This window comes from Kluyvera sp. CHPC 1.2972 (assembly GCF_036759925.1).
Taxonomy (GTDB): Bacteria; Pseudomonadota; Gammaproteobacteria; order Enterobacterales; family Enterobacteriaceae; genus Kluyvera.
This window is the reverse complement of the sequence record NZ_JAPKIB010000013.1, coordinates 86,332-104,548: the sequence shown is the minus strand read 5'-3', so window position 1 is coordinate 104,548 and position 18,217 is coordinate 86,332. Positions and strand designations below refer to the sequence as shown.

At 49.8% G+C, this 18,217-nt stretch carries 17 protein-coding genes; 8 read left to right on the top strand and 9 right to left on the bottom strand.

From position 1 onward, the window contains the following. The first annotated feature begins 102 nt into the window (after nt 1-102). Genes yihX through fabY form a run of 4 tightly spaced genes read left to right on the top strand, consistent with a single transcriptional unit; the run spans nt 103 to nt 2,982 of the window. Complete coding sequence (gene yihX, locus V6944_RS18125) at nt 103-702, top strand: glucose-1-phosphatase (protein ID WP_333499967.1); 600 nt, start codon at nt 103-105, stop codon at nt 700-702. Further along, complete coding sequence (locus tag V6944_RS18120; RefSeq protein ID WP_220439035.1) at nt 696-1,562, top strand: virulence factor BrkB family protein; 867 nt, start codon at nt 696-698, stop codon at nt 1,560-1,562. The genes yihX and V6944_RS18120 overlap by 7 nt, the downstream gene beginning before the upstream one ends. Beyond that, nucleotides 1,559-1,996 carry a D-aminoacyl-tRNA deacylase gene (dtd, locus tag V6944_RS18115; RefSeq protein ID WP_185668851.1) on the top strand — a complete coding sequence of 146 codons (438 nt, stop codon included), beginning with the start codon at nt 1,559-1,561 and terminating at the stop codon, nt 1,994-1,996. The genes V6944_RS18120 and dtd overlap by 4 nt, the downstream gene beginning before the upstream one ends. 44 nt (nt 1,997-2,040) lie before the next feature. Then, entirely contained in the window at nt 2,041-2,982 is a 942-nt protein-coding gene (fabY, locus tag V6944_RS18110; protein WP_333499966.1) for a fatty acid biosynthesis protein FabY, read from the top strand. A gap of 24 nt (nt 2,983-3,006) precedes the next feature. Here fabY and V6944_RS18105 read toward each other — a convergent pair whose 3' ends face one another. Beyond that, complete coding sequence (locus tag V6944_RS18105; protein WP_333499965.1) at nt 3,007-3,918, bottom strand: alpha/beta hydrolase; 912 nt, start codon at nt 3,916-3,918, stop codon at nt 3,007-3,009. Between the two features lie 220 nt (nt 3,919-4,138). Here V6944_RS18105 and V6944_RS18100 point away from each other — a divergent pair, with 220 nt between their 5' ends. Then, on the top strand, nt 4,139-4,450 hold the full coding sequence (locus V6944_RS18100; RefSeq protein WP_333499964.1) for a type II toxin-antitoxin system RelE/ParE family toxin: 312 nt from the start codon (nt 4,139-4,141) through the stop codon (nt 4,448-4,450). Beyond that, the gene (gene nadS / locus V6944_RS18095) at nt 4,451-4,741 is read left to right on the top strand and encodes a NadS family protein (protein ID WP_333499963.1); all 291 of its coding nucleotides are present in this window, start codon (nt 4,451-4,453) and stop codon (nt 4,739-4,741) included. A 43-nt stretch (nt 4,742-4,784) separates the two neighbouring features. Here the strand turns inward: nadS and fdhE are convergent, their stop codons facing one another. From fdhE to fdnG, 4 genes are read right to left on the bottom strand one after another with little or no spacing between them, the layout of a single operon-like run. Continuing rightward, nucleotides 4,785-5,714, bottom strand: a complete 930-nt coding sequence (fdhE, locus tag V6944_RS18090; RefSeq protein ID WP_185668846.1) for a formate dehydrogenase accessory protein FdhE — start codon at nt 5,712-5,714, stop codon at nt 4,785-4,787. Further along, complete coding sequence (gene fdoI / locus V6944_RS18085) at nt 5,711-6,346, bottom strand: formate dehydrogenase cytochrome b556 subunit (protein WP_035892320.1); 636 nt, start codon at nt 6,344-6,346, stop codon at nt 5,711-5,713. Before fdoI ends, fdhE begins: the two co-directional genes overlap by 4 nt. Next, nucleotides 6,343-7,245: a formate dehydrogenase subunit beta gene (gene fdxH / locus V6944_RS18080; protein ID WP_035892321.1), complete on the bottom strand. Its 903-nt coding sequence runs from the start codon at nt 7,243-7,245 to the stop codon at nt 6,343-6,345. Before fdxH ends, fdoI begins: the two co-directional genes overlap by 4 nt. 12 nt (nt 7,246-7,257) lie before the next feature. Continuing rightward, complete coding sequence (gene fdnG / locus V6944_RS18075) at nt 7,258-10,308, bottom strand: formate dehydrogenase-N subunit alpha (protein ID WP_333499962.1); 3,051 nt, start codon at nt 10,306-10,308, stop codon at nt 7,258-7,260. 504 nt (nt 10,309-10,812) lie between these two features. On the opposite strand from fdnG, the gene fdhD reads away from it, so the two are divergent. Both fdhD and V6944_RS18065 read left to right on the top strand, forming a co-directional pair. Beyond that, nucleotides 10,813-11,562 (top strand): formate dehydrogenase accessory sulfurtransferase FdhD, encoded by a 750-nt coding sequence (gene fdhD / locus V6944_RS18070; protein ID WP_333499961.1) that lies wholly within the window; start codon nt 10,813-10,815, stop codon nt 11,560-11,562. A gap of 128 nt (nt 11,563-11,690) precedes the next feature. Then, on the top strand, nt 11,691-11,903 hold the full coding sequence (locus V6944_RS18065) for a DUF1471 domain-containing protein (RefSeq protein WP_123651601.1): 213 nt from the start codon (nt 11,691-11,693) through the stop codon (nt 11,901-11,903). Nucleotides 11,904-12,035: 132 nt separating this feature from the next. Here V6944_RS18065 and V6944_RS18060 read toward each other — a convergent pair whose 3' ends face one another. From V6944_RS18060 to V6944_RS18045, 4 genes are all read right to left on the bottom strand, one after another. Further along, complete coding sequence (locus tag V6944_RS18060) at nt 12,036-14,156, bottom strand: autotransporter outer membrane beta-barrel domain-containing protein (RefSeq protein ID WP_333499960.1); 2,121 nt, start codon at nt 14,154-14,156, stop codon at nt 12,036-12,038. Nucleotides 14,157-14,200: 44 nt separating this feature from the next. Beyond that, complete coding sequence (locus V6944_RS18055) at nt 14,201-15,034, bottom strand: oligogalacturonate-specific porin KdgM family protein (protein ID WP_333499959.1); 834 nt, start codon at nt 15,032-15,034, stop codon at nt 14,201-14,203. A gap of 20 nt (nt 15,035-15,054) precedes the next feature. Beyond that, nucleotides 15,055-16,917 (bottom strand): DUF4962 domain-containing protein, encoded by a 1,863-nt coding sequence (locus V6944_RS18050; protein WP_333499958.1) that lies wholly within the window; start codon nt 16,915-16,917, stop codon nt 15,055-15,057. 338 nt (nt 16,918-17,255) lie between these two features. Continuing rightward, on the bottom strand, nt 17,256-18,209 hold the full coding sequence (locus V6944_RS18045; RefSeq protein WP_333499957.1) for a hydroxyacid dehydrogenase: 954 nt from the start codon (nt 18,207-18,209) through the stop codon (nt 17,256-17,258). Nucleotides 18,210-18,217 lie beyond the last annotated feature (8 nt).

Below are 18,217 nucleotides of genomic sequence, written 5' to 3'. Positions count from 1 at the left end.
ATATGGCGGGGTTTTTCTTTTTGAAATAGAGAGCGTTTGTTCATGGTCAAAGTTCTCCTTTCCCGCTAGAGTGAAATTTCCACGGCGTGAACGGAGGCAAAAATGCTCTATATCTTTGATTTAGGTAATGTGATTGTCGACATTGATTTCAACCGTGTTCTGGGAACGTGGAGCGATCTCGCCCGCGTTCCGCTGGCCCGGCTAAAGCAGAGTTTCACTATGGGAGTGGTATTTCATCAACATGAGCGCGGTGAAATATCGGATGAAGCGTTTGCAAAAGCCATGTGCCACGATATGGAGCTACCGCTCAGCTACGAGCAGTTTGCTCACGGCTGGCAGGCGGTTTTTGTGTCGCTGCGCCCTGAAGTTATCGACATAATGAAAACGCTGCGCGAGCAGGGGCATCGTGTCGTCGTCCTGTCTAATACCAACGCACTGCACACCACTTTCTGGCCGGATGAATACCCGGAAATCTATGCCGCTGCCGACCACGTTTATCTCTCCCAGGAGATGGGAATGCGTAAACCAGAAGCACGGATTTACCAGCGCGTACTGGAGTCTGAAGGTTTTTCTGCCGCCGATGCGGTCTTTTTTGACGATAACGCCGATAATATAGAGGGCGCTAACCAGTTGGGGATCACCAGTATACTGGTGACCGGGAGAGAAACCCTACCCGACTACTTTATGAAGTCGTTATGCTAAAAACCGTTCATCAAAAACTGATTCATCATACCCGGCCGCTGGTGGCGTGGAGTAAATTCCTCTGGCGGCGCATAGAAGAAGATAATATGACGACGCTGGCGGGCAACCTGGCCTACGTGTCGTTGCTTTCCATTGTGCCGCTAGTGGCGGTGATTTTTGCCCTGTTCGCGGCATTTCCTATGTTTTCGGAAGTTAGCCTGCAGATTCGCCATTTTGTGTTCGCTAACTTTCTGCCTGCAACCGGCGACGTTATTCAACGCTATATCGAGCAGTTTGTCGCTAACTCCAACAGGATGACCGCGTTTGGTGCCTGCGGCCTGATTATTACCGCGCTGCTGTTGATGTACTCCATCGATAGCGCCTTGAACACCATCTGGCGGAGTAAACGCACGCGCCCAAAGGTTTACTCATTTGCCGTCTACTGGATGATTCTGACCCTGGGGCCGTTGTTGGCCGGGGTGAGCCTGGCAATCAGCTCCTATTTGCTGTCGCTACGCTGGGCCAGCGAACTGAACGGCGTGATTGATAATCTGCTGCGGGTTTTCCCGCTGCTGCTCTCCTGGCTGTCGTTCTGGCTGCTCTATAGCGTGGTGCCGACCACCCAGGTGCCGAATCGTGATGCGATTATTGGGGCGCTGGTCGCGGCGTTGCTGCACGAACTGGGTAAGAAGGTGTTCTCGCTCTATATCACCGCGTTTCCATCCTATCAGCTGATTTACGGCGTGTTGGCGGTGATCCCCATTTTGTTTGTCTGGGTCTACTGGACCTGGTGTATCGTCTTGCTAGGTGCCGAAATAACTGTCACTCTCGGTGAATACCGAAAATTGAAAACAGAACAACAAGAAGCCGAAGAATCATGATTGCATTAATTCAGCGAGTCACCCGCGCCAGCGTCAGCGTGGCGGACGAAGTGACGGGAGAGATTGGCCTGGGGCTGTTGGTGCTGCTGGGCGTAGAGAAGGATGATGACGAGCAGAAGGCAAACCGCCTGTGCGAGCGCGTGCTGGGCTACCGTATCTTCAGCGATGCTGACGGTAAGATGAACCTGAACGTGCAGCAGGCCGGTGGCAGCGTGCTGGTGGTGTCGCAGTTTACGCTGGCGGCCGATACCGAACGCGGTATGCGCCCGGGCTTCTCAAAAGGCGCTGCGCCGGATCGTGCCGAAGCGCTCTATGACTATTTTGTACAACGCTGTCGCCAACAGGACATGAACACGCAAACAGGACGATTCGCAGCGGATATGCAGGTGTCGCTGGTCAATGACGGCCCCGTGACGTTCTGGTTACAAGTATGACCACGCTTCCCGTTAGGACGTGGGCGACAAAAGAGAGTGCCATTATGTACCATCTCCGAGTACCGCAGACTGAAGAAGAGTTAGAGCAGTATTACCAGTTCCGCTGGGAAATGCTGCGTAAACCCCTGCATCAGCCCAAAGGTTCCGAACGTGATGCCTGGGATGCCATGGCACACCATCAGATGGTGGTTGATGAGCTGGGAAAGCTGGTCGCCGTAGGGCGACTGTACATTAACGCGGATAACGAAGCCTCCATCCGCTTTATGGCAGTGCATCCTGAGGTTCAGGATAAAGGACTGGGGACGCTTATCGCGATGACGCTGGAGTCCGTCGCGCGCCAGGAAGGGGTGAAACGCGTCACTTGTAGCGCACGTGAAGACGCCGTGCCGTTCTTTTCCAAGCTAGGATTCAAGAACGAAGGGGAGATAACGACCCCGCAGACCACCCCCGTTCGCCACTTCCTGATGATTAAGCCCGTTGCCTCGCTGGACGATATTCTGCACCGCGGCGACTGGTGTGCGCAGCTGCAGCAGGCCTGGTACGATCATATTCCGCTCAGCGAAAAAATGGGTGTGCGCATTCAGCAGTACACCGGGCAAAAATTTATTACCACCATGCCGGAAACCGGCAACCAGAACCCGCACCATACGCTGTTTGCCGGTAGCCTCTTTTCGCTGGCGACGCTCACCGGATGGGGGCTCATCTGGCTGATGCTGCGTGAACGCCACCTGGGCGGCACCATTATTCTTGCCGATGCCCATATCCGCTATCGAAAACCTATCACCGGTAAACCGACCGCCATCGCCGACCTCGGATCGCTTAGCGGCGACCTGGACCGGCTGGCCCGAGGGCGTAAAGCGCGCGTGCAGATGCAGGTTGGACTGTTCGGCGATGACACCCCTGGCGTGGTGTTTGAGGGAACCTATATCGTGCTGCCAGCAAAACCATTCGGTTCGTATGTCGAGGGCGGGAACGAAGAGGAGTAGGGTATCTCTCTTCGCCCAACATACTCAGTGGCCCGCCACCCGTTGGGCCACATCCCGCATTGCCTCCCGCGCTGTCCGGCTCACACCACCCAGCTGGAAAAAGCCGTGAATAACGCCGAGATAGCGTTGGCAGGTGCATGAAACGCCTTGCCGGGTGAGCCGTTCAAAAAGAGCTTCTCCTTCATCCCGCAGCGGATCGTACTCGGCGGTGATGATATGCACCGGCGGCAGGCCGTTAAAATCGTCGCGCCAGAGCGGGCTGGCTTCCGGGTGCAATGGGTCGTTTTCCTGAAGATACATTTCAAAGCCGGAGAGCAGCGTGTCGCGGGTAATGATGTAGTCCTGGCCATTGCTGACATAGCTTGTAAAGCTGGCTGTTGCGTCAAGCATAGGGTAAATCAGTACGAGTTTCGCGGGAGCCCACACGGCGGAAGCCTTCAGCCGCAGCGCGGTTACCAGCGCCAGATGCGCGCCCGCGCTGTCCCCCATCAGCGTCACCCGCTGGCGGTCAATACCTAGCTGCTGTGCGTATTTGTGGATGAGGTTGGCGCCTTGCTCGGCGTCATCGTGGGCTGCGGGAAAAGGGTGTTCTGGCGCCAGCCGGTACTGCACTGCAATGACCCGACACCCGCTATGCCAGGCTAATTGTCGCAGCTGATTATCATGGGTGATAAACCCACCGCTGACAAAGCAGCCGCCATGAAAGTAGATAATGCAGGGGAGTGAGGATGCTGCATTGAGTGGCGAAATGACGCGAAATGTCATCTCTTCCAGCACAATATCTTCTGATTTGACGCGAATCTCTTTTTCGCCTGCCAGCGCAGTGCTGGCAATATAACCCTTTCTCCGGTCATCAATATTCTGCTTGCGTGAAGAGGGGCGACCCGCTGCAATAAACTCAGCAACTAACTGCGCAATGCCGTTTTCCAATGCCATGATGATGTCCTTTTCGCTGTATAAACATACAGCTTTATAGCCTGGTTTATCGCGAATGAAAATGGGGAAATTGGGTAGGGTGGTGATTGTGGATAGCGGCTCGCAAAAATAGGAAGGCCGTTAGTTTCCTGGATTTAATTTCGGTACGGTAAGTTATATCAACCATACGCCATTGACGTATGGTCTGGTTTGACTAATATAAGCCAATGGCGTACTGAATATGCTATTTATAGAAACGGAATTCTTTACTGAAGATGTCAAAAAACTGCTGAATGACGGTGAGTATCACCGGCTGCAATTATTCATGGCACAGCACCCTGATTGCGGCGATCTGATTCAGGATACAGGCGGTCTGCGAAAAATTCGCTGGCGGTCGCGAGGCAAGGGAAAGCGCAGCGGTGTGCGTATTATCTATTTTTATCAGAGCCATAAATTTGAGATTCGCTTGTTGCTGATTTATCAAAAGGGCATTAAGGACGATATCACGCCGCAGGAGAAAGCGATTCTGCGTGTATTGAATGAGAGGTGGTAGATGGACAAGGCACTCTTTGAGCGGTTAACCCAAAGCATGGCGCAAATGAATGAGATCATTGAAGGAGACCGGGAACCTTCACGGACCTTTTGCATTGATGCGATGAAGATCAAAGCCATCCGACAGGCTTCAGGATTATCCCAGCCTCGGTTTGCAGAGCTTATCTCCGTTAGTGTCGATACGCTGCGTAACTGGGAGCAGGGCAGGCGTTCGCCAACGGGCCCAGCAAAAGCGCTGCTACGCGCTATTGCTAACGATCCCAGAAATGTTTTGCAGGCGCTGAGCGACTGAGGAAGAACCCGGCAGCATGTGTGCTAGCCGGGCTTGTGGGGAATTACTCCCCTTCCCCCGGGAACAAGAACGGGTTAATCGAGCTGCGGGCGAACCCTTCCTGCTCCATTCGCGCGTCCAGTACCAGTGAGGCTAGGTCGTCGGCAACCGCTTCGACTTTCGGGTCTTTTTCCTGATACAGAATCTTCAGGTAAGTGCCGCAGTCGCCGCAGCTTTCGGCTTTGATGGCAGCCTGCTCGTTATCCAGCGACCAGTAGTGCAGGTCGCGGCTCTGTTCGCAGTTGCTGCACTTCACGCGCACCACGTGCCATTCTGTTTCACACAGGTTGCAGTGCAGATAGCGCAGCCCCTGAGTGGTGCCTATTTGCACCATGCTTGAAACGGGCATTGAACCGCAGACCGGGCAGAACTGGCGCTGTTCGCCGTATTCGGCGCGGGCTTTTCCCGGTATCAGGCTGGCCATTTGCGCCCAGTAGAGCGACAGAGCAGCCCAGATAAACGGCGCTTTATCGCTGCTCACGGAGGCAAAGTCAGAGGCAAACAGCGCGCTCGCCATCTGCTCCAGCTCCTGCTCGGAGGCTTTCTCCAGGTTCTCGATGACCGCCAGCGCTGGGCCACTCATCTCAGGCTTCAGCTCGGCAATCATCGATTGCAGCAGCGTATGCCAGTGCTTGTCGCGCGGCAGAACGTGAATATCCAGCGGCGGTTTGCCCTGGTCATTCGCCTCTTTGATACGCGCGGTGAGATCCATTTTCAGCGGGTGGTCATACAGCACCACTTCCTGAGCGTGGGCGATCAGCGCAGCAAAGCGCAGGTAATCACCCAGCGGATTATTCTCTGCCAGCTCGCGCAGACGTTCGGCGCGGCGGTTGTAGAGGTTCTTGAGTCTGGGGAACAACAACGGCGGAATGACTTCCGCCGTACGTTTCTCGCTCGAACCCAGCTCATCTTGCGGGATTATGCGAATACTCATTCAGATGACTTTTCCTGTTTCTGGCGGACTTCACGGTACCAGCGCGGGTGGTGTTTCTTCGCCCACGTTTTGGTAACCCATCCCTCCACCATCGCGGTAATGGTGCCTTTCACCCAAAGGGCGGCGTAGATATGCACCATGATAACCACAATTAACGCCACTGCGGCAAATGAATGCAGCATTAGCGCAAATCGGATCACCGGGATTGAGAAAGCAGGCGCAAAGTACGGACGCCAGATAACCACACCGCTCACCAGCAGCAGCACCAGGAAGATAATCGCCGCCCAGAATACGCATTTCTGGCCGAAGTTATAACGCCCGGTGTCACCTACTTCCTCGTTGACGACGATCTTACGAATATTCTTCGCCCAAAAGATATCATCCCGATTGATTAGATTGTGGTGCCAGTAGCGGAAAAACATGATGATAAACGAGGCAAACATGATGACCCCGACAAACGGGTGCAGAATTCGCGCCAGCTGCGGAGTCCCCATGATTTGCATCAGCCAGTTGAAGGAGGGGAAGAAAAATCCCAGCCCGCTTATCGCCGCCAGCATGAAGCAGAAGGCGGTGACCCAGTGGTTGATGCGTTCCGGCGCCGTGTAGCGCACGATGGTGTCACGTTTTTTCATTTGCGCACCTCATCGTCTTTCTCATCCAGATTGTCTTCTTCCTCTTCCGCGCGGTTCGGACCGACCCCGACGTAGTGGAAGATGCTCGCGGCGAACGTAGCGGCAAAGCCGATGGCGGCCAGCGGTTTCCAGACGCCTTTCCAGAACTTCACGGTGGCGCTGATTTCCGGGTTCTCCGGCAGACCGTGGTACAGATTCGGTTTATCGGCATGGTGCAGCACGTACATCACGTGCGTACCGCCAACGCCAGCCGGATCGTACAGGCCCGCATTGTCGTAACCACGGGTTTTCAGCTCGGCTACGCGCTCGCCCGCCAGCACTTTCATATCCTCTTTGGAACCAAAGTGGATTGCGCCGGTTGGACAGGTTTTCACGCATGCCGGTTCTTGCCCGACGTTCACGCGGTCGACGCACAGCGTACATTTGTAGACGCGGTTGTCTTCCGGGTTGAGTCGCGGCACGTTGAACGGGCAGCCAGCAATACAGTAGCCGCAGCCAATGCACTGCTCTGACTGGAAGTCGACGATGCCGTTGGCATACTGAATGATAGCCCCTTCTGACGGGCATGCCTTCAGGCAGCCCGGGTCGGCGCAGTGCATACAGCCATCCTTACGGATGAGCCACTCTAGTTTGTCGTTCTGCTCCACTTCCGAGAAACGCATTACCGTCCAGGATTTGGCGGTTAAATCCGCCGGGTTATCATACACCCCGACGTTGCTGCCAATCTCGTCACGGATGTCGTTCCACTCTGAACAGGCCACCTGACAGGCTTTACAGCCGATACAGGTGGTCACGTCGATAAGCTTCGCCACCTCTTCCTGGTGATCCCGCGCGCGAGGCGCGGGAGTAAAACCGTTAGTGGCGGAACGACGGATAATGTCCTGCGATTGATAAGCCATAGGTCGTCTCCGTTACACCTTTTCCACGTTCACCAGGAAGGATTTGAATTCCGGCGTCTGCGAGTTCGCATCACCGACGGACGGCGTCAGGGTGTTGGCAATAAACCCTTTCTTCGCCACGCCTTCATAGCCCCAGTGGATTGGAATACCGATGGTATCGATATCCTTACCGTCAACTTTCAGCGTGCGGATACGCTTGGTCACCACCGCCTTGGCTTTGATATAGCCGCGGTTAGAGGAGACCTTCACGGTATCGCCGTGGCCGATGCCGAGCTTATCGGCCAGCTTCTCACCAATCTCCACGAACTGTTCCGGCTGTGCGATGGCGTTAAGCAGCGCATGCTTGGTCCAGTAGTGGAAGTGCTCGGTCAGACGGTAGGTGGTACCGACGTACGGGAACTTGTCCGCTTTACCCAACGCTTCCCTATCGCCTTTAAAGATACGGGCGGCAGGGTTTGAGATGACGTTCGGGTGCAGCGGGTTAGTACCCAGCGGCGTTTCAAACGGCTCGTAGTGTTCCGGGAACGGACCTTCTGCCATCTTATCGAGGGCGAACAGGCGACCCATCCCTTCCGGCTGCATGATAAACGGCCCGACGTTGCTACCCGGTGCCGCGGCGCTGTAGTCCGGAATATCCACGCCGCCCCATTTCGCACCGTCCCACTTGAGGAGCTGGCGCTTCGGATCCCAAGGATTACCCTGTGGGTCTGCGGAGGCACGGTTATAGAGGATGCGACGGTTCAGCGGCCATGCCCAGGCCCAGCCCAGCGTGTTGCCAAGGCCGGATGGATCGGCGTTATCACGACGCGCCATCTGGTTGCCGTCCGGCGTCCAGCTACCGGCGAAGATCCAGCAGCCGCTGGCGGTGGTACCATCATCGCGCAGTTGGGCGAACGAGCTCAGCAACTGGCCTTTCTTCACGATAACCGCGCCGGTGGCCGGGTCGATAATATCGGCCAGCGCCTTACCGTTGTTCTCCATCGCCACTTCCTCAGACGCAGGCTCATCCGGCGTTGAGTAGTTCCAGCTCATGTTCAGTACCTGCTCAGGTACCGGGCCGCCCTCTTCGGCGTACATCTTACGCAGGCGTAAGAAGATACCGGCCAGGATCTCACCGTCGGTGACGGCATCCCCCGGGGCGTCCGCGCCTTTCCAGTGCCACTGCAGCCAGCGACCGGAGTTAACGATAGAACCGTTCTCTTCAGCGAAGCAGGTGGACGGCAGACGGAACACTTCAGTCTGGATTTTCGACGGATCAACATCGTTCGACTCGCCGTGGTTTTGCCAGAAGGTCGCCGTTTCGGTGTTGAGCGGGTCAATGGTGACGAGGAACTTCAGTTTAGAAAGCGCCGCGACGGTTTTGTTTTTGTTCGGGAATGAAGCCACCGGGTTAAAGCCCTGGCAGAGATAGCCGTTGACCTTGCCCTCGTTCATCATCTCGAAGTACTGCAGGACGTCGTACCCTTTGTCCCACTTCGGCAGCCAGTCAAAGCCCCAGCTATTTTCCGCCGTCGCTTTATCGCCGTAGAAGGTCTTCATCATCGAGACGAAGAATTTCGGGTAGTTGCCCCAGTAGTTCACCTGACCATCCAGCAGCGGTTTAGGCGTGTTGGCGGTGAGGTAGGTTTGCAGGTCAGTCTGTTTCTCGCTTGGCAGCGTCATGTAGCCCGGCAGGCTTGTCGACAGCAGGCCGAGGTCGGTCAGACCCTGGATGTTGGAGTGGCCGCGCAGGGCGTTCACGCCGCCGCCCGCCATACCCATGTTGCCGAGCAGCAGCTGGATCATCGCCATGGTACGGATGTTCTGCGAACCGATGGAGTGCTGCGTCCAGCCCAGTGCATACAGGAACGAGGCGGTTTTATCGTGCGCGCTGGTCTCTGCGATGTACTCACATACTTTCAGGAAGTCGGCTTTTGGCGTACCGCAGATCTTCTCGACCATCTCCGGCGTGTAGCGGGAAATGTGCTGTTTCAGCAGATTCCAGACGCAGCGCGGATGGGTGAGGGTGGTATCGCGTTTCGCGTGGCCGTTCTCATCCAGTTCGTAGTTCCAGGAAGTTTTATCGTACTTACGCGCTTCGGCGTCGTAGCCGCTGAACAGGCCGTCGTTGAAGCTAAAGTCTTCACGCACGATAAGGCTGGCGTTGGTATAGGCTTCGGTGTACTCGCGGTTGAATTTTTCGTTATTCAACAGGTACAGCATCACGCCCGACAGGAAGGTAATGTCGGTACCGGAGCGAATTGGGGCGTAGAAATCCGCCACTGACGCGGTTCGCGTAAAGCGGGGGTCGATAACAATCAGCTTCGCGCCATTATGGATCTTGGCTTCCATCGCCCAGCGGAATCCCACCGGATGCGCTTCTGCCGCGTTCCCACCCATCACGACGATGAGGTTGGCGTTCTTCATGTCAACCCAGTGGTTGGTCATCGCACCGCGACCAAATGTTGGAGCAAGACTTGCTACCGTTGGTCCGTGTCAGACACGCGCTTGGTTGTCGACCGCGAGCATACCGAGCGCGCGGGTGAATTTCTGCGTTAAGAAGCCGGTTTCGTTACTGGAAGCAGAGGCGCACAGCATACCGGTGGTCAACCAACGGTTAACGGTGGTGCCTGCTTCGTTTTTCTCGATAAAGTTGGCGTCGCGGTCGGCCTTCATCAGCTTAGCGATGCGGTCGAACGCTTCATCCCAGCTGATTTGCTGCCATTTATTGGAGCCAGGTGCGCGATATTCAGGGTATTTCAGACGGCTTTCAGAGTGGATAAAGTCCACCAGACCTGCGCCTTTCGGGCACAGTGCGCCGCGGTTGACCGGGTGATCCGGATCCCCTTCGATGTGGAAAATTGAGGCTTTTGCGTTTTTTGCGCCGTCGCCGAGGCTATACATTAAAAGCCCACAACCGACAGAGCAGTAAGTGCAGGTGTTACGGGTCTCACGGGTGCGCAGCAATTTATACTGCCGTGTTTCCGCGAGTGCGATGCCTGGGGCAAAGCCCAGTGCGGCTGCCGTGGTTCCTGCCATACCGCCAGCGCAGATCTTAAAGAACTGCCTTCTGCTGACCTGCATGGTTCGCTCCTTGTTTCGACATTGTCATTGCTTGTAGTTGTTCTCCGTCGTAGTCAGACGAAGATTCTGAATACTAAGATGCCCTCAGTTCCAGGAGGGCTTTGGTTCAGAATACCACAATATCGGTAGGCTTGTTCCAATGCGGTTAATGATAGGTGAATGGATTTTGCGCGGATTAACATTGAATCGTGAGATTTATCACATTTAACCCTGTTTATCGTACTAATTTGGCGGATGATTAACGACGATAACCACAAGGTGGTACCTATAGTTTAAACAGCCATTTTGTAGCAGAATGCCGCTAAAAAATGCGTACTGTGCGTTATTGCACCACAAAGTTGATCCATAATAAGCCTCAATTCCCTCCTGTTGTGATGGAATAGACGCCCCTTATTTTTGATGTCGTTCAGAGTACTTGCCGTGTTTAATGTTAAAGATGAAGTCGAACCCTCGTTGCAGCTGATTGGCGCGGTCGAGCGTTCCGTCTTCAGAAGGCCAAAAATTATGCAACCGACACAGGATATTCTTGCTGAAGAAGTTCCCGTTGCGCTGGTCTACAACGGCATTTCCCACGTCGTGATGATGGCGACGCCGAAAGACCTCGAAGCATTTGCGATTGGCTTTTCTCTGTCTGAGGGCATCATCGAACACCCGCGTGAAATTTTTGGCATGGACGTGGTGCCGGCCTGTAACGGTGTGGAAGTCAGAATCGAACTCTCCAGCCGCCGTTTTATGGGGCTCAAAGAGCGCCGTCGCGCGCTCGCCGGGCGTACCGGGTGCGGCGTCTGCGGTGTTGAACAGCTCAACGATATCGGTAAGCCTATTCAGCCGCTACCTTTCAGCCAGACCTTCGACCTGGCCCACCTTGATCATGCGCTTAGACACTTAAACGACGTGCAGCCGGTTGGTCGTGAAACGGGCTGTACCCATGCGGCGGCCTGGGTGATGCCGTCGGGTGAACTGGCGGGCGGGCATGAAGATGTGGGCCGCCATGTGGCACTGGATAAAATGCTGGGCCATCGTGCGCAAGAAGGCATGCGCTGGCAGCGGGGCGCTGCGCTGGTTTCCAGCCGCGCCAGCTATGAAATGGTGCAGAAGTCCGCTATGTGCGGGGTCGAGATTTTGTTTGCGGTCTCTGCAGCTACCACGCTGGCGGTGGAAGTTGCCGAACGCTGCAACCTGACGCTGGTGGGTTTTTGTAAGCCGGGTAGAGCGACAATCTACACCCATCCACAGCGTCTTATCGGTGAGTAATTTATTTTCAATTAATTTGAATGATATCAGCAAATTCTTCTGCTTTTTGTTGAACGATGTGAGGACTATTATTTATCACATCAAGGCGACACGCCTTATCCAAACAACCAAGTGAAAGGGTTTACATCATGAAAAGCATCAAAACTTTTGTCGCAGTTATCGCTCTCGCCGCTTCTTTCGGTACCTTCGCTGCTCAGACCGTGACCGCAACGGCCTCCACAATTGATGGTGCAGAAGCGAAAATTGCCGCCCAGGCAGAACAGGCTGGTGCAAGCTCCTATAAAATTACTCAGGCTTATGCTGGTAACCGCGTGCACATGACCGCTGAACTGACCAAATAAGTCATTAGTTACTGTTGAAAGAGCGCCCTGGGGCGCTTTTTTCGTTTTCAGTTATAGAGGCTGGATAAGCGAAGCGCCATCCGGCAGAGTCGCGCATATTGCCGGATGGCGGCGTAAACGCCTTATCCAACTTTAGAAGCGACAGTTGATTCCAGCATATAAACTTACATCATTATCCATATCGCCAGTATTATACCAGACGCTTGTGTTGAAATTTACGTTGGGTGTTACGTTAGTGCTAAGACCAACGCCAAATATTCCCAGACTCATGGTATCGCCATCAGTAAGGTGATAATCAGCGGCAGAGAAATCTGAGCTATTGTTAAATTCACTAATATAGCTGGCATCGACCCATGGTGATATTGTCAATTTTGCTAAATCGACCTCAGTTGAAGCCCTAAGACCCGCACCAACATCCCATATGGAGATATAGTTATTGCCAAAGTTGATATTATCATCGCTAAAATCTTTTGCTGATGACTTATTCCATCCTACGATGGTGTAAGGTTGTAATATTGTCTTGCCACGCAACATGAAATTAACGCCGAGACGAGTCGTGGTATTGTATGAATCTCCGGTTGTAAAAGCATCATAGGAGTGTAAATTCCCGGTGGTGTCACTCCCGTAACCTTTTCCAGAAAGGGAGTAATTCAGATCGCCATAACTGAAGCTACTATCAGCAAAAAGTCCCCAAAAATTATCCTGTAAAGATTGCTGCCATGACGCGTACAAACTTGAATAGTTTCCACTTAATGTGTTTTTGTAATTAACATTGTAATCATCACTATTTATTTTATTTCTTATATAAGCTAACGCAAAACCTAGCGTTAAATTGCTATCATTAGATAGTTTATTTGTCCAATCAAGACCACCCTGTACGCCTTCCAGAACGTTTTTATAGTTAACATCACTTTGTACGTTGCCATTCTGATAAAGGAAATTTCCCCAAACATTGTTCCCTTCTTTTTCACCGTGAAGAAGAATATTATTATTCACATTATCAATATGGCTGGAGATGTTTCTGGCGATAAAATTACTGGTTTGTTTTGCGGCGTCTAAGCCGGCTAATGCAGCTTGTACATCGCTTCCTAATCCCATTTTTTGCTGGGATACTGTTGAGGTTTCAGTGCCTGCGTCAGTTATTGTGGTGATATTGGCATCATAATTATAAGCCCCAGACTGGGCTATTACCGATTGTTTGCCATTGGAAAAGGTGACTTGCATATCTCCTGCATTGGCAGTCGTAGGTGTATAAGTAACACTTCCTGCGGCATTATCAGTGCTAAATGTACTAAACGTGATATTTTCTGTTGAACCAGCAGCAATATCACCATCAACGGTAAGATGACTATCCGTCGACAAGTTAACAGAAGTATCTTCGAGTATATCTGTTGCAGAACCCGAAAGTGTCAATGAACTATTATTATTCACTGTTATGTTACCAATATTAGAAACTGTAGCATTTCCTGAAACGGTATTGTTTTCACCATTAATATCTAAATGACTGTTGTTATCAACATCCACTTCAGTGAAGTTATGTAGTCCACTGGTGTTATAGTTAGTGTTTTTAGTGTCATAGTTTTTATATATAATATCGACGTCACTATTATCCAGATTAAGACTGTTATTGCCTCCTGTTGATTTAAAACCATCTTCACCATCGAGATAGCAATTTGAGGTGCAGGTGGTGTTTTTTACTAATATAGTATCATTACCGCTGCCACCAATCACTGAGACGTTTGAAATATTATCGTTATTTATAAGATTAAGAGTATCGTTTCCGGCATCACCATGAATTTTAACATTTTTAAGATTTTGGTTATCCTGTACGGTGATATTGTCATTCCCGTTGTTCCCGGTAAATAGCGTGCCATATAGATTACTTTCTCCAGTAGCATCTGGTGTCATATTGCTAAAGACGATTGTATCGTTACCGTTGCCGCCATCAAAGGTCGCACTGGTGGTAATATCTTGTGCATTATAATTTTTTATAATCAATGAATCATTACCATCTCCGGTGGCCAGTGTTTTCACTCCAGAAGGCAAGTAAGCATTATCAAGTGTAATGTCATCATTGCCACTTGTATCCGAAGGCATCGTTACATTGGATGTATCTTTAAATGTACAGGTTTGCCCTGATGCATTCTGAGAGCATGATGTTGTATCAGCAAATGCAATACCCTGACTCATGGCGAGAGTTGATGTAGTGAATAGAATTGATGTGGCAATTTTATTTAATTTATACTTTTTCATCTATAATACCTGATTGTTATCTGATAAACATAGTTGCATGAGGCTTAGTTGAGGTCATATCTGAACCCGATCCTGATTTGATATTCACCAACTTTTTCGCCTTTATCATTTTTGGTCTTATCGAGATAACCCAACTCGGTATAAGGAGTGAAGCGGTCTGTAGCTTTATATGAGAATATGAAGTTATGTTGTAATGTATGCCTTTGGTCATTCTTATAATAATATTGTGTATCAGCAACTTTCTGATAAAATGTAGGGTTATATTGAATTGAGAATTTATCGGAGAATTGTTTTGTGACATACAGGTCAATGCGATGTTCGGCTGAACGATCCCATTTTTTATTTATGTCTTTAGTGTAATAAGTCCAATAATTATAGCGATACCTTATTCCCGTAGTAAATGTTTTGGTCCAATTATAGCCAACCTGAAAATAGGGATCGAATTGTGTACCTGCAGATTCTGTATGCCATACAAAACCAGGCATTACATAAAATTTATTAAAATAGATACCCTTGTTAATTTCGATTTCCTGGTAACTGGAACTGAATTGGTCGGCATGTTGGCCCATATTTGAGTCAGTTTCTATGCTCCAGTATGTACCCTTTAGGATGCTATCAGGTTGAGTTATTACTCCAGCAAGTCTGAACATTTGTAAGAATGCTTTGCTTCCGGTGCGATATTGCGTGCGTTCATTAAATTGAACTTTTGAAAATGGCACGCGATCTACATATTTTACGGTTGATGAACATTGGCCTTCATTTAATTGATAGAAGTCAGATTTGTTGATAGCGCTATCCTGTCCATCAGCACAGTATGAGTTAATAGAAACGAGTGATGCCAGTATAGCCAGGCTTAGTTTGGCTGCTTTCATTGCCATTTTAAAATTCCTACAAATTATTAGTTAATTGTAACTTCGACTTTATAATTAGTACCTGAAGAAATGTGATGTTTAAATGCAAGCATTTTGGTTCCTGCATTATCTTTTTGTCTTGCATCTTCAGGTTTTGTTGACAGGATAATAAAAGGATCGCTCCCGGAATGGGTGATGGTGATACTCTTATTATCTTTAGTTAGTATTGCTTTGTTATTGTCAATTTTAATGTTTGCCGTCGTGATCATAGCCCACCTATAATCATGGCTACCGTTACTGTTCTCTATATAGTCAGAAATATGGATGGAATTATCTTTAGAGATTGAATAATCTCTATAGACTTTATCTGCAACCTTATCGTACCAGGTCCTGGTCATGTCAACTTTAATAGAATTATTTGGTTCAAATGATAGCAACGAGTATCCATGAGGATCTTCATTTCTATTATCAAACGTCATTGTATTATGACTTAATGCAGATATTCTGTAGTAAGATGGACGCTTGGCATTATCAAAATATCCTGGAAGATTGTAATGATCTTTCCCTAAGTCGGTAGCCCAACGCACTCCTTTCATTTCAAAGACAAAAGAACCTAGATCTTGATGTGCATGGTTTGTTTCATTAGTTCCAGATTTAACACCCAGCCAGATATTTTTTTCTGCATTTTTATAAATGAATAATGCGGAATTGCCATTGAATAAAAAGGCTGTTGGTATTTTATATTGAATGGAAACCGTTGGTTCTGGAAACCATAATGCATATAGTGCGAGGAATCGGTCAAACTCTCCCCAAGGCTTGCCTTCTTTTGAACGCTGAACCGCTTTTTCCATTTGTTGAGAGGCTAAGGAAACGATGGCACTTTGTTTAAAATGTTCTCCCAGCCATGCAAAAGCAGGCGTGTATCCCTGATCTTCAACAGCGTCACCGTAATTAAAACCAGCCCCTGTTAACCCTTCAATTGCATACCGATACCACGGTGTTTTAGATAAGACAGGATCGGACGTTAATCCAAAATAGCTACCGTAGGCGCTTTTGAGCATCTCCTGGGCGATGACGCGGTATGTCATACCATAGCTCCAGTAAACAGGCCCTTCAGTACCGGCGCCATCTGGTTTATAAGCATCAAGTCCCATTTTTAATGATGGGATGATATTATTCAGTAGCATCGCTGATTCTTTTGGCCAGTACTCAGCAGTCGCAAGCACCGCCGCTAATGTCCCACCATTGCAAACTTCATTCCAGTTTGTAGCCCACCATGGGAAGCCTGTGCTACTTGCTTTTGGATTATGCGCCACATAGGCATCAATTCCCCATTTGATCCCTTTCTCAAATAGAGCATTGCGAATGGTTTCATTCTCCGGTGGCGTTAATTGGCTATTCAGCCAATCGTACCCAATTGCCTGAGCAAACATCATTTCCCCAGCATCAAGATATCTCGATCTTGCATTCCAGTCGGGAAATGTGGCGATTGCCATCATAGTCTCTATGGCTTTTTTAGAATAACGTTGATCATGTGTTATCTGCCATGCGAATGCATTATCTAATATAATCTCGATAGCATTCCTTGAAGTATCTAGCAATGATGGTGAGGCATCATTTCCAGTTAACTTAAATGAGATAGTCGGTTTATCTAACGTAAGGTTTGCACGTCTGATAATCTCATCAACAAGCTGCTTCATATCCTTGTTGGTTTTACTTTTCTCTTTTATATTATTAAATGTTTCCGAATTTACAAGTAACCTCGGGTGCTGCTTATTGAGTTTAGGTAGAACAGAGTTTTCCTGGAAGAGGTTCTCTGCCTGAAATGAATGCTCCTCCGGCACTGATGCATAAACGCTTCCTGTAATAAGTAAACTAGTAACAATTAATGCAACTGCTCTCTTATTCATTGTGACATATCCTTTAACACAGAGTGAAAAGTATAAGAAATAGCCATGTAGTGAATGTCAACTTGCCAAGGTTTATCACTATCTCTTTGTCAGCAATAAGCGTGCCATTTATTTTTTTGGTTATAAATCCAATAAAAACAATGGGATGTAAATTGTTTCTACGTGAACAATGATTTATTTAAAGAGTGTCCAGAGGTGAATTATATATTTGAACACTGTTTGTTAGGGTAATCACGGTGGGAATATATTATTTAGACGGTCATTTTATTTACCTGGACACTTATTTCTATGCTCACATATAAATAATGTAAATAAAGTTTTCATGTCCGGGTTTCTGTTCAAACCTCACACAACAAGGGCTGACCCATAAGCCAACGTTGAAATTCATCCATAACACAGTTCGCTAAACGTCGAGTTTCATTATTTAGCGCACCAGCAATATGACTGGTTAACTGTACGTTCGGAAGTGTATACAGGGCAGACCCCGCTTCTGGCGGCTCCGGCTTGGTTACATCGAGCAGGGCGGTCAAGTCGGGACGTTCTTTCAACACTTGAATCAGTTCGGATTCATTTACCTGCCGTCCACGGCCAGTATTGATAAATACAGCGCCCTGACGCATGCGGCGAAAAAGATCGCCATTTAGTACGCCAATATTATCCTCCCGATTAGGCAAATGGTTGCTGATGACCCAGGCGCTGGCGAAAGCATCTGCTAAAGACAAGGTGCGTTTTTCGGGACGAGACGGTACGACGATGACATTGAGGTAGAAAGGGCGCAGCAGCTTTTGTAATTCCTGTGAAATGGCGCCCGCACCAATAAGTGCCACTTGCTCCTGGTAATTACCGGGTGCGAAATGATGGTTTGCCAAGGCAGGAAAATCCTCAGGGCCGCAATATTCCCGTTGGTTGCGAAAATAGCCTTTACAGCCCAATAAGATTTGCGCCAGACAAAATTCAGCCACTGGTATGGCATTGGCGCGCCAGGCGCTGACCACTTTTATTCCGCGTGCAAGGTAGGGGGGTGAGAAGTAATCGGTCGCACCAGCGGCATAAAAAATTACCTTCAAGCGAGGTAAACGATCCAGCTGCGATTCATTGAGCGTAAACATTCCCCAGGTCGAAAAGAGAAACTCAACCTCGGCCAGCTCGCCAAGATGACGGTCAATATTGTCTGGGGTGATTAACGTTGGATAGAGATTGCAGCGTGCAGAGATTGCAGCGAGATGAAGCGGTTGATAAACCTGATGAAACTTCTCCGGTTGAGCGGAGAACAGAGCGGCATGCCAGACCATAAATACTC

Coding starts and splice junctions, on each gene's coding strand:
- yihX (WP_333499967.1), top strand. CDS start 103: ATGCTCTATATCTTTGATTTAGGTAATGTGATTGTCGACATTGATTTC.
- V6944_RS18120 (WP_220439035.1), top strand. CDS start 696: ATGCTAAAAACCGTTCATCAAAAACTGATTCATCATACCCGGCCGCTG.
- dtd (WP_185668851.1), top strand. CDS start 1,559: ATGATTGCATTAATTCAGCGAGTCACCCGCGCCAGCGTCAGCGTGGCG.
- fabY (WP_333499966.1), top strand. CDS start 2,041: ATGTACCATCTCCGAGTACCGCAGACTGAAGAAGAGTTAGAGCAGTAT.
- V6944_RS18105 (WP_333499965.1), bottom strand. CDS start 3,918: ATGGCATTGGAAAACGGCATTGCGCAGTTAGTTGCTGAGTTTATTGCA.
- V6944_RS18100 (WP_333499964.1), top strand. CDS start 4,139: ATGCTATTTATAGAAACGGAATTCTTTACTGAAGATGTCAAAAAACTG.
- nadS (WP_333499963.1), top strand. CDS start 4,451: ATGGACAAGGCACTCTTTGAGCGGTTAACCCAAAGCATGGCGCAAATG.
- fdhE (WP_185668846.1), bottom strand. CDS start 5,714: ATGAGTATTCGCATAATCCCGCAAGATGAGCTGGGTTCGAGCGAGAAA.
- fdoI (WP_035892320.1), bottom strand. CDS start 6,346: ATGAAAAAACGTGACACCATCGTGCGCTACACGGCGCCGGAACGCATC.
- fdxH (WP_035892321.1), bottom strand. CDS start 7,245: ATGGCTTATCAATCGCAGGACATTATCCGTCGTTCCGCCACTAACGGT.
- fdhD (WP_333499961.1), top strand. CDS start 10,813: ATGCAACCGACACAGGATATTCTTGCTGAAGAAGTTCCCGTTGCGCTG.
- V6944_RS18065 (WP_123651601.1), top strand. CDS start 11,691: ATGAAAAGCATCAAAACTTTTGTCGCAGTTATCGCTCTCGCCGCTTCT.
- V6944_RS18060 (WP_333499960.1), bottom strand. CDS start 14,156: ATGAAAAAGTATAAATTAAATAAAATTGCCACATCAATTCTATTCACT.
- V6944_RS18055 (WP_333499959.1), bottom strand. CDS start 15,034: ATGGCAATGAAAGCAGCCAAACTAAGCCTGGCTATACTGGCATCACTC.
- V6944_RS18050 (WP_333499958.1), bottom strand. CDS start 16,917: ATGAATAAGAGAGCAGTTGCATTAATTGTTACTAGTTTACTTATTACA.
- V6944_RS18045 (WP_333499957.1), bottom strand. CDS start 18,209: ATGGTCTGGCATGCCGCTCTGTTCTCCGCTCAACCGGAGAAGTTTCAT.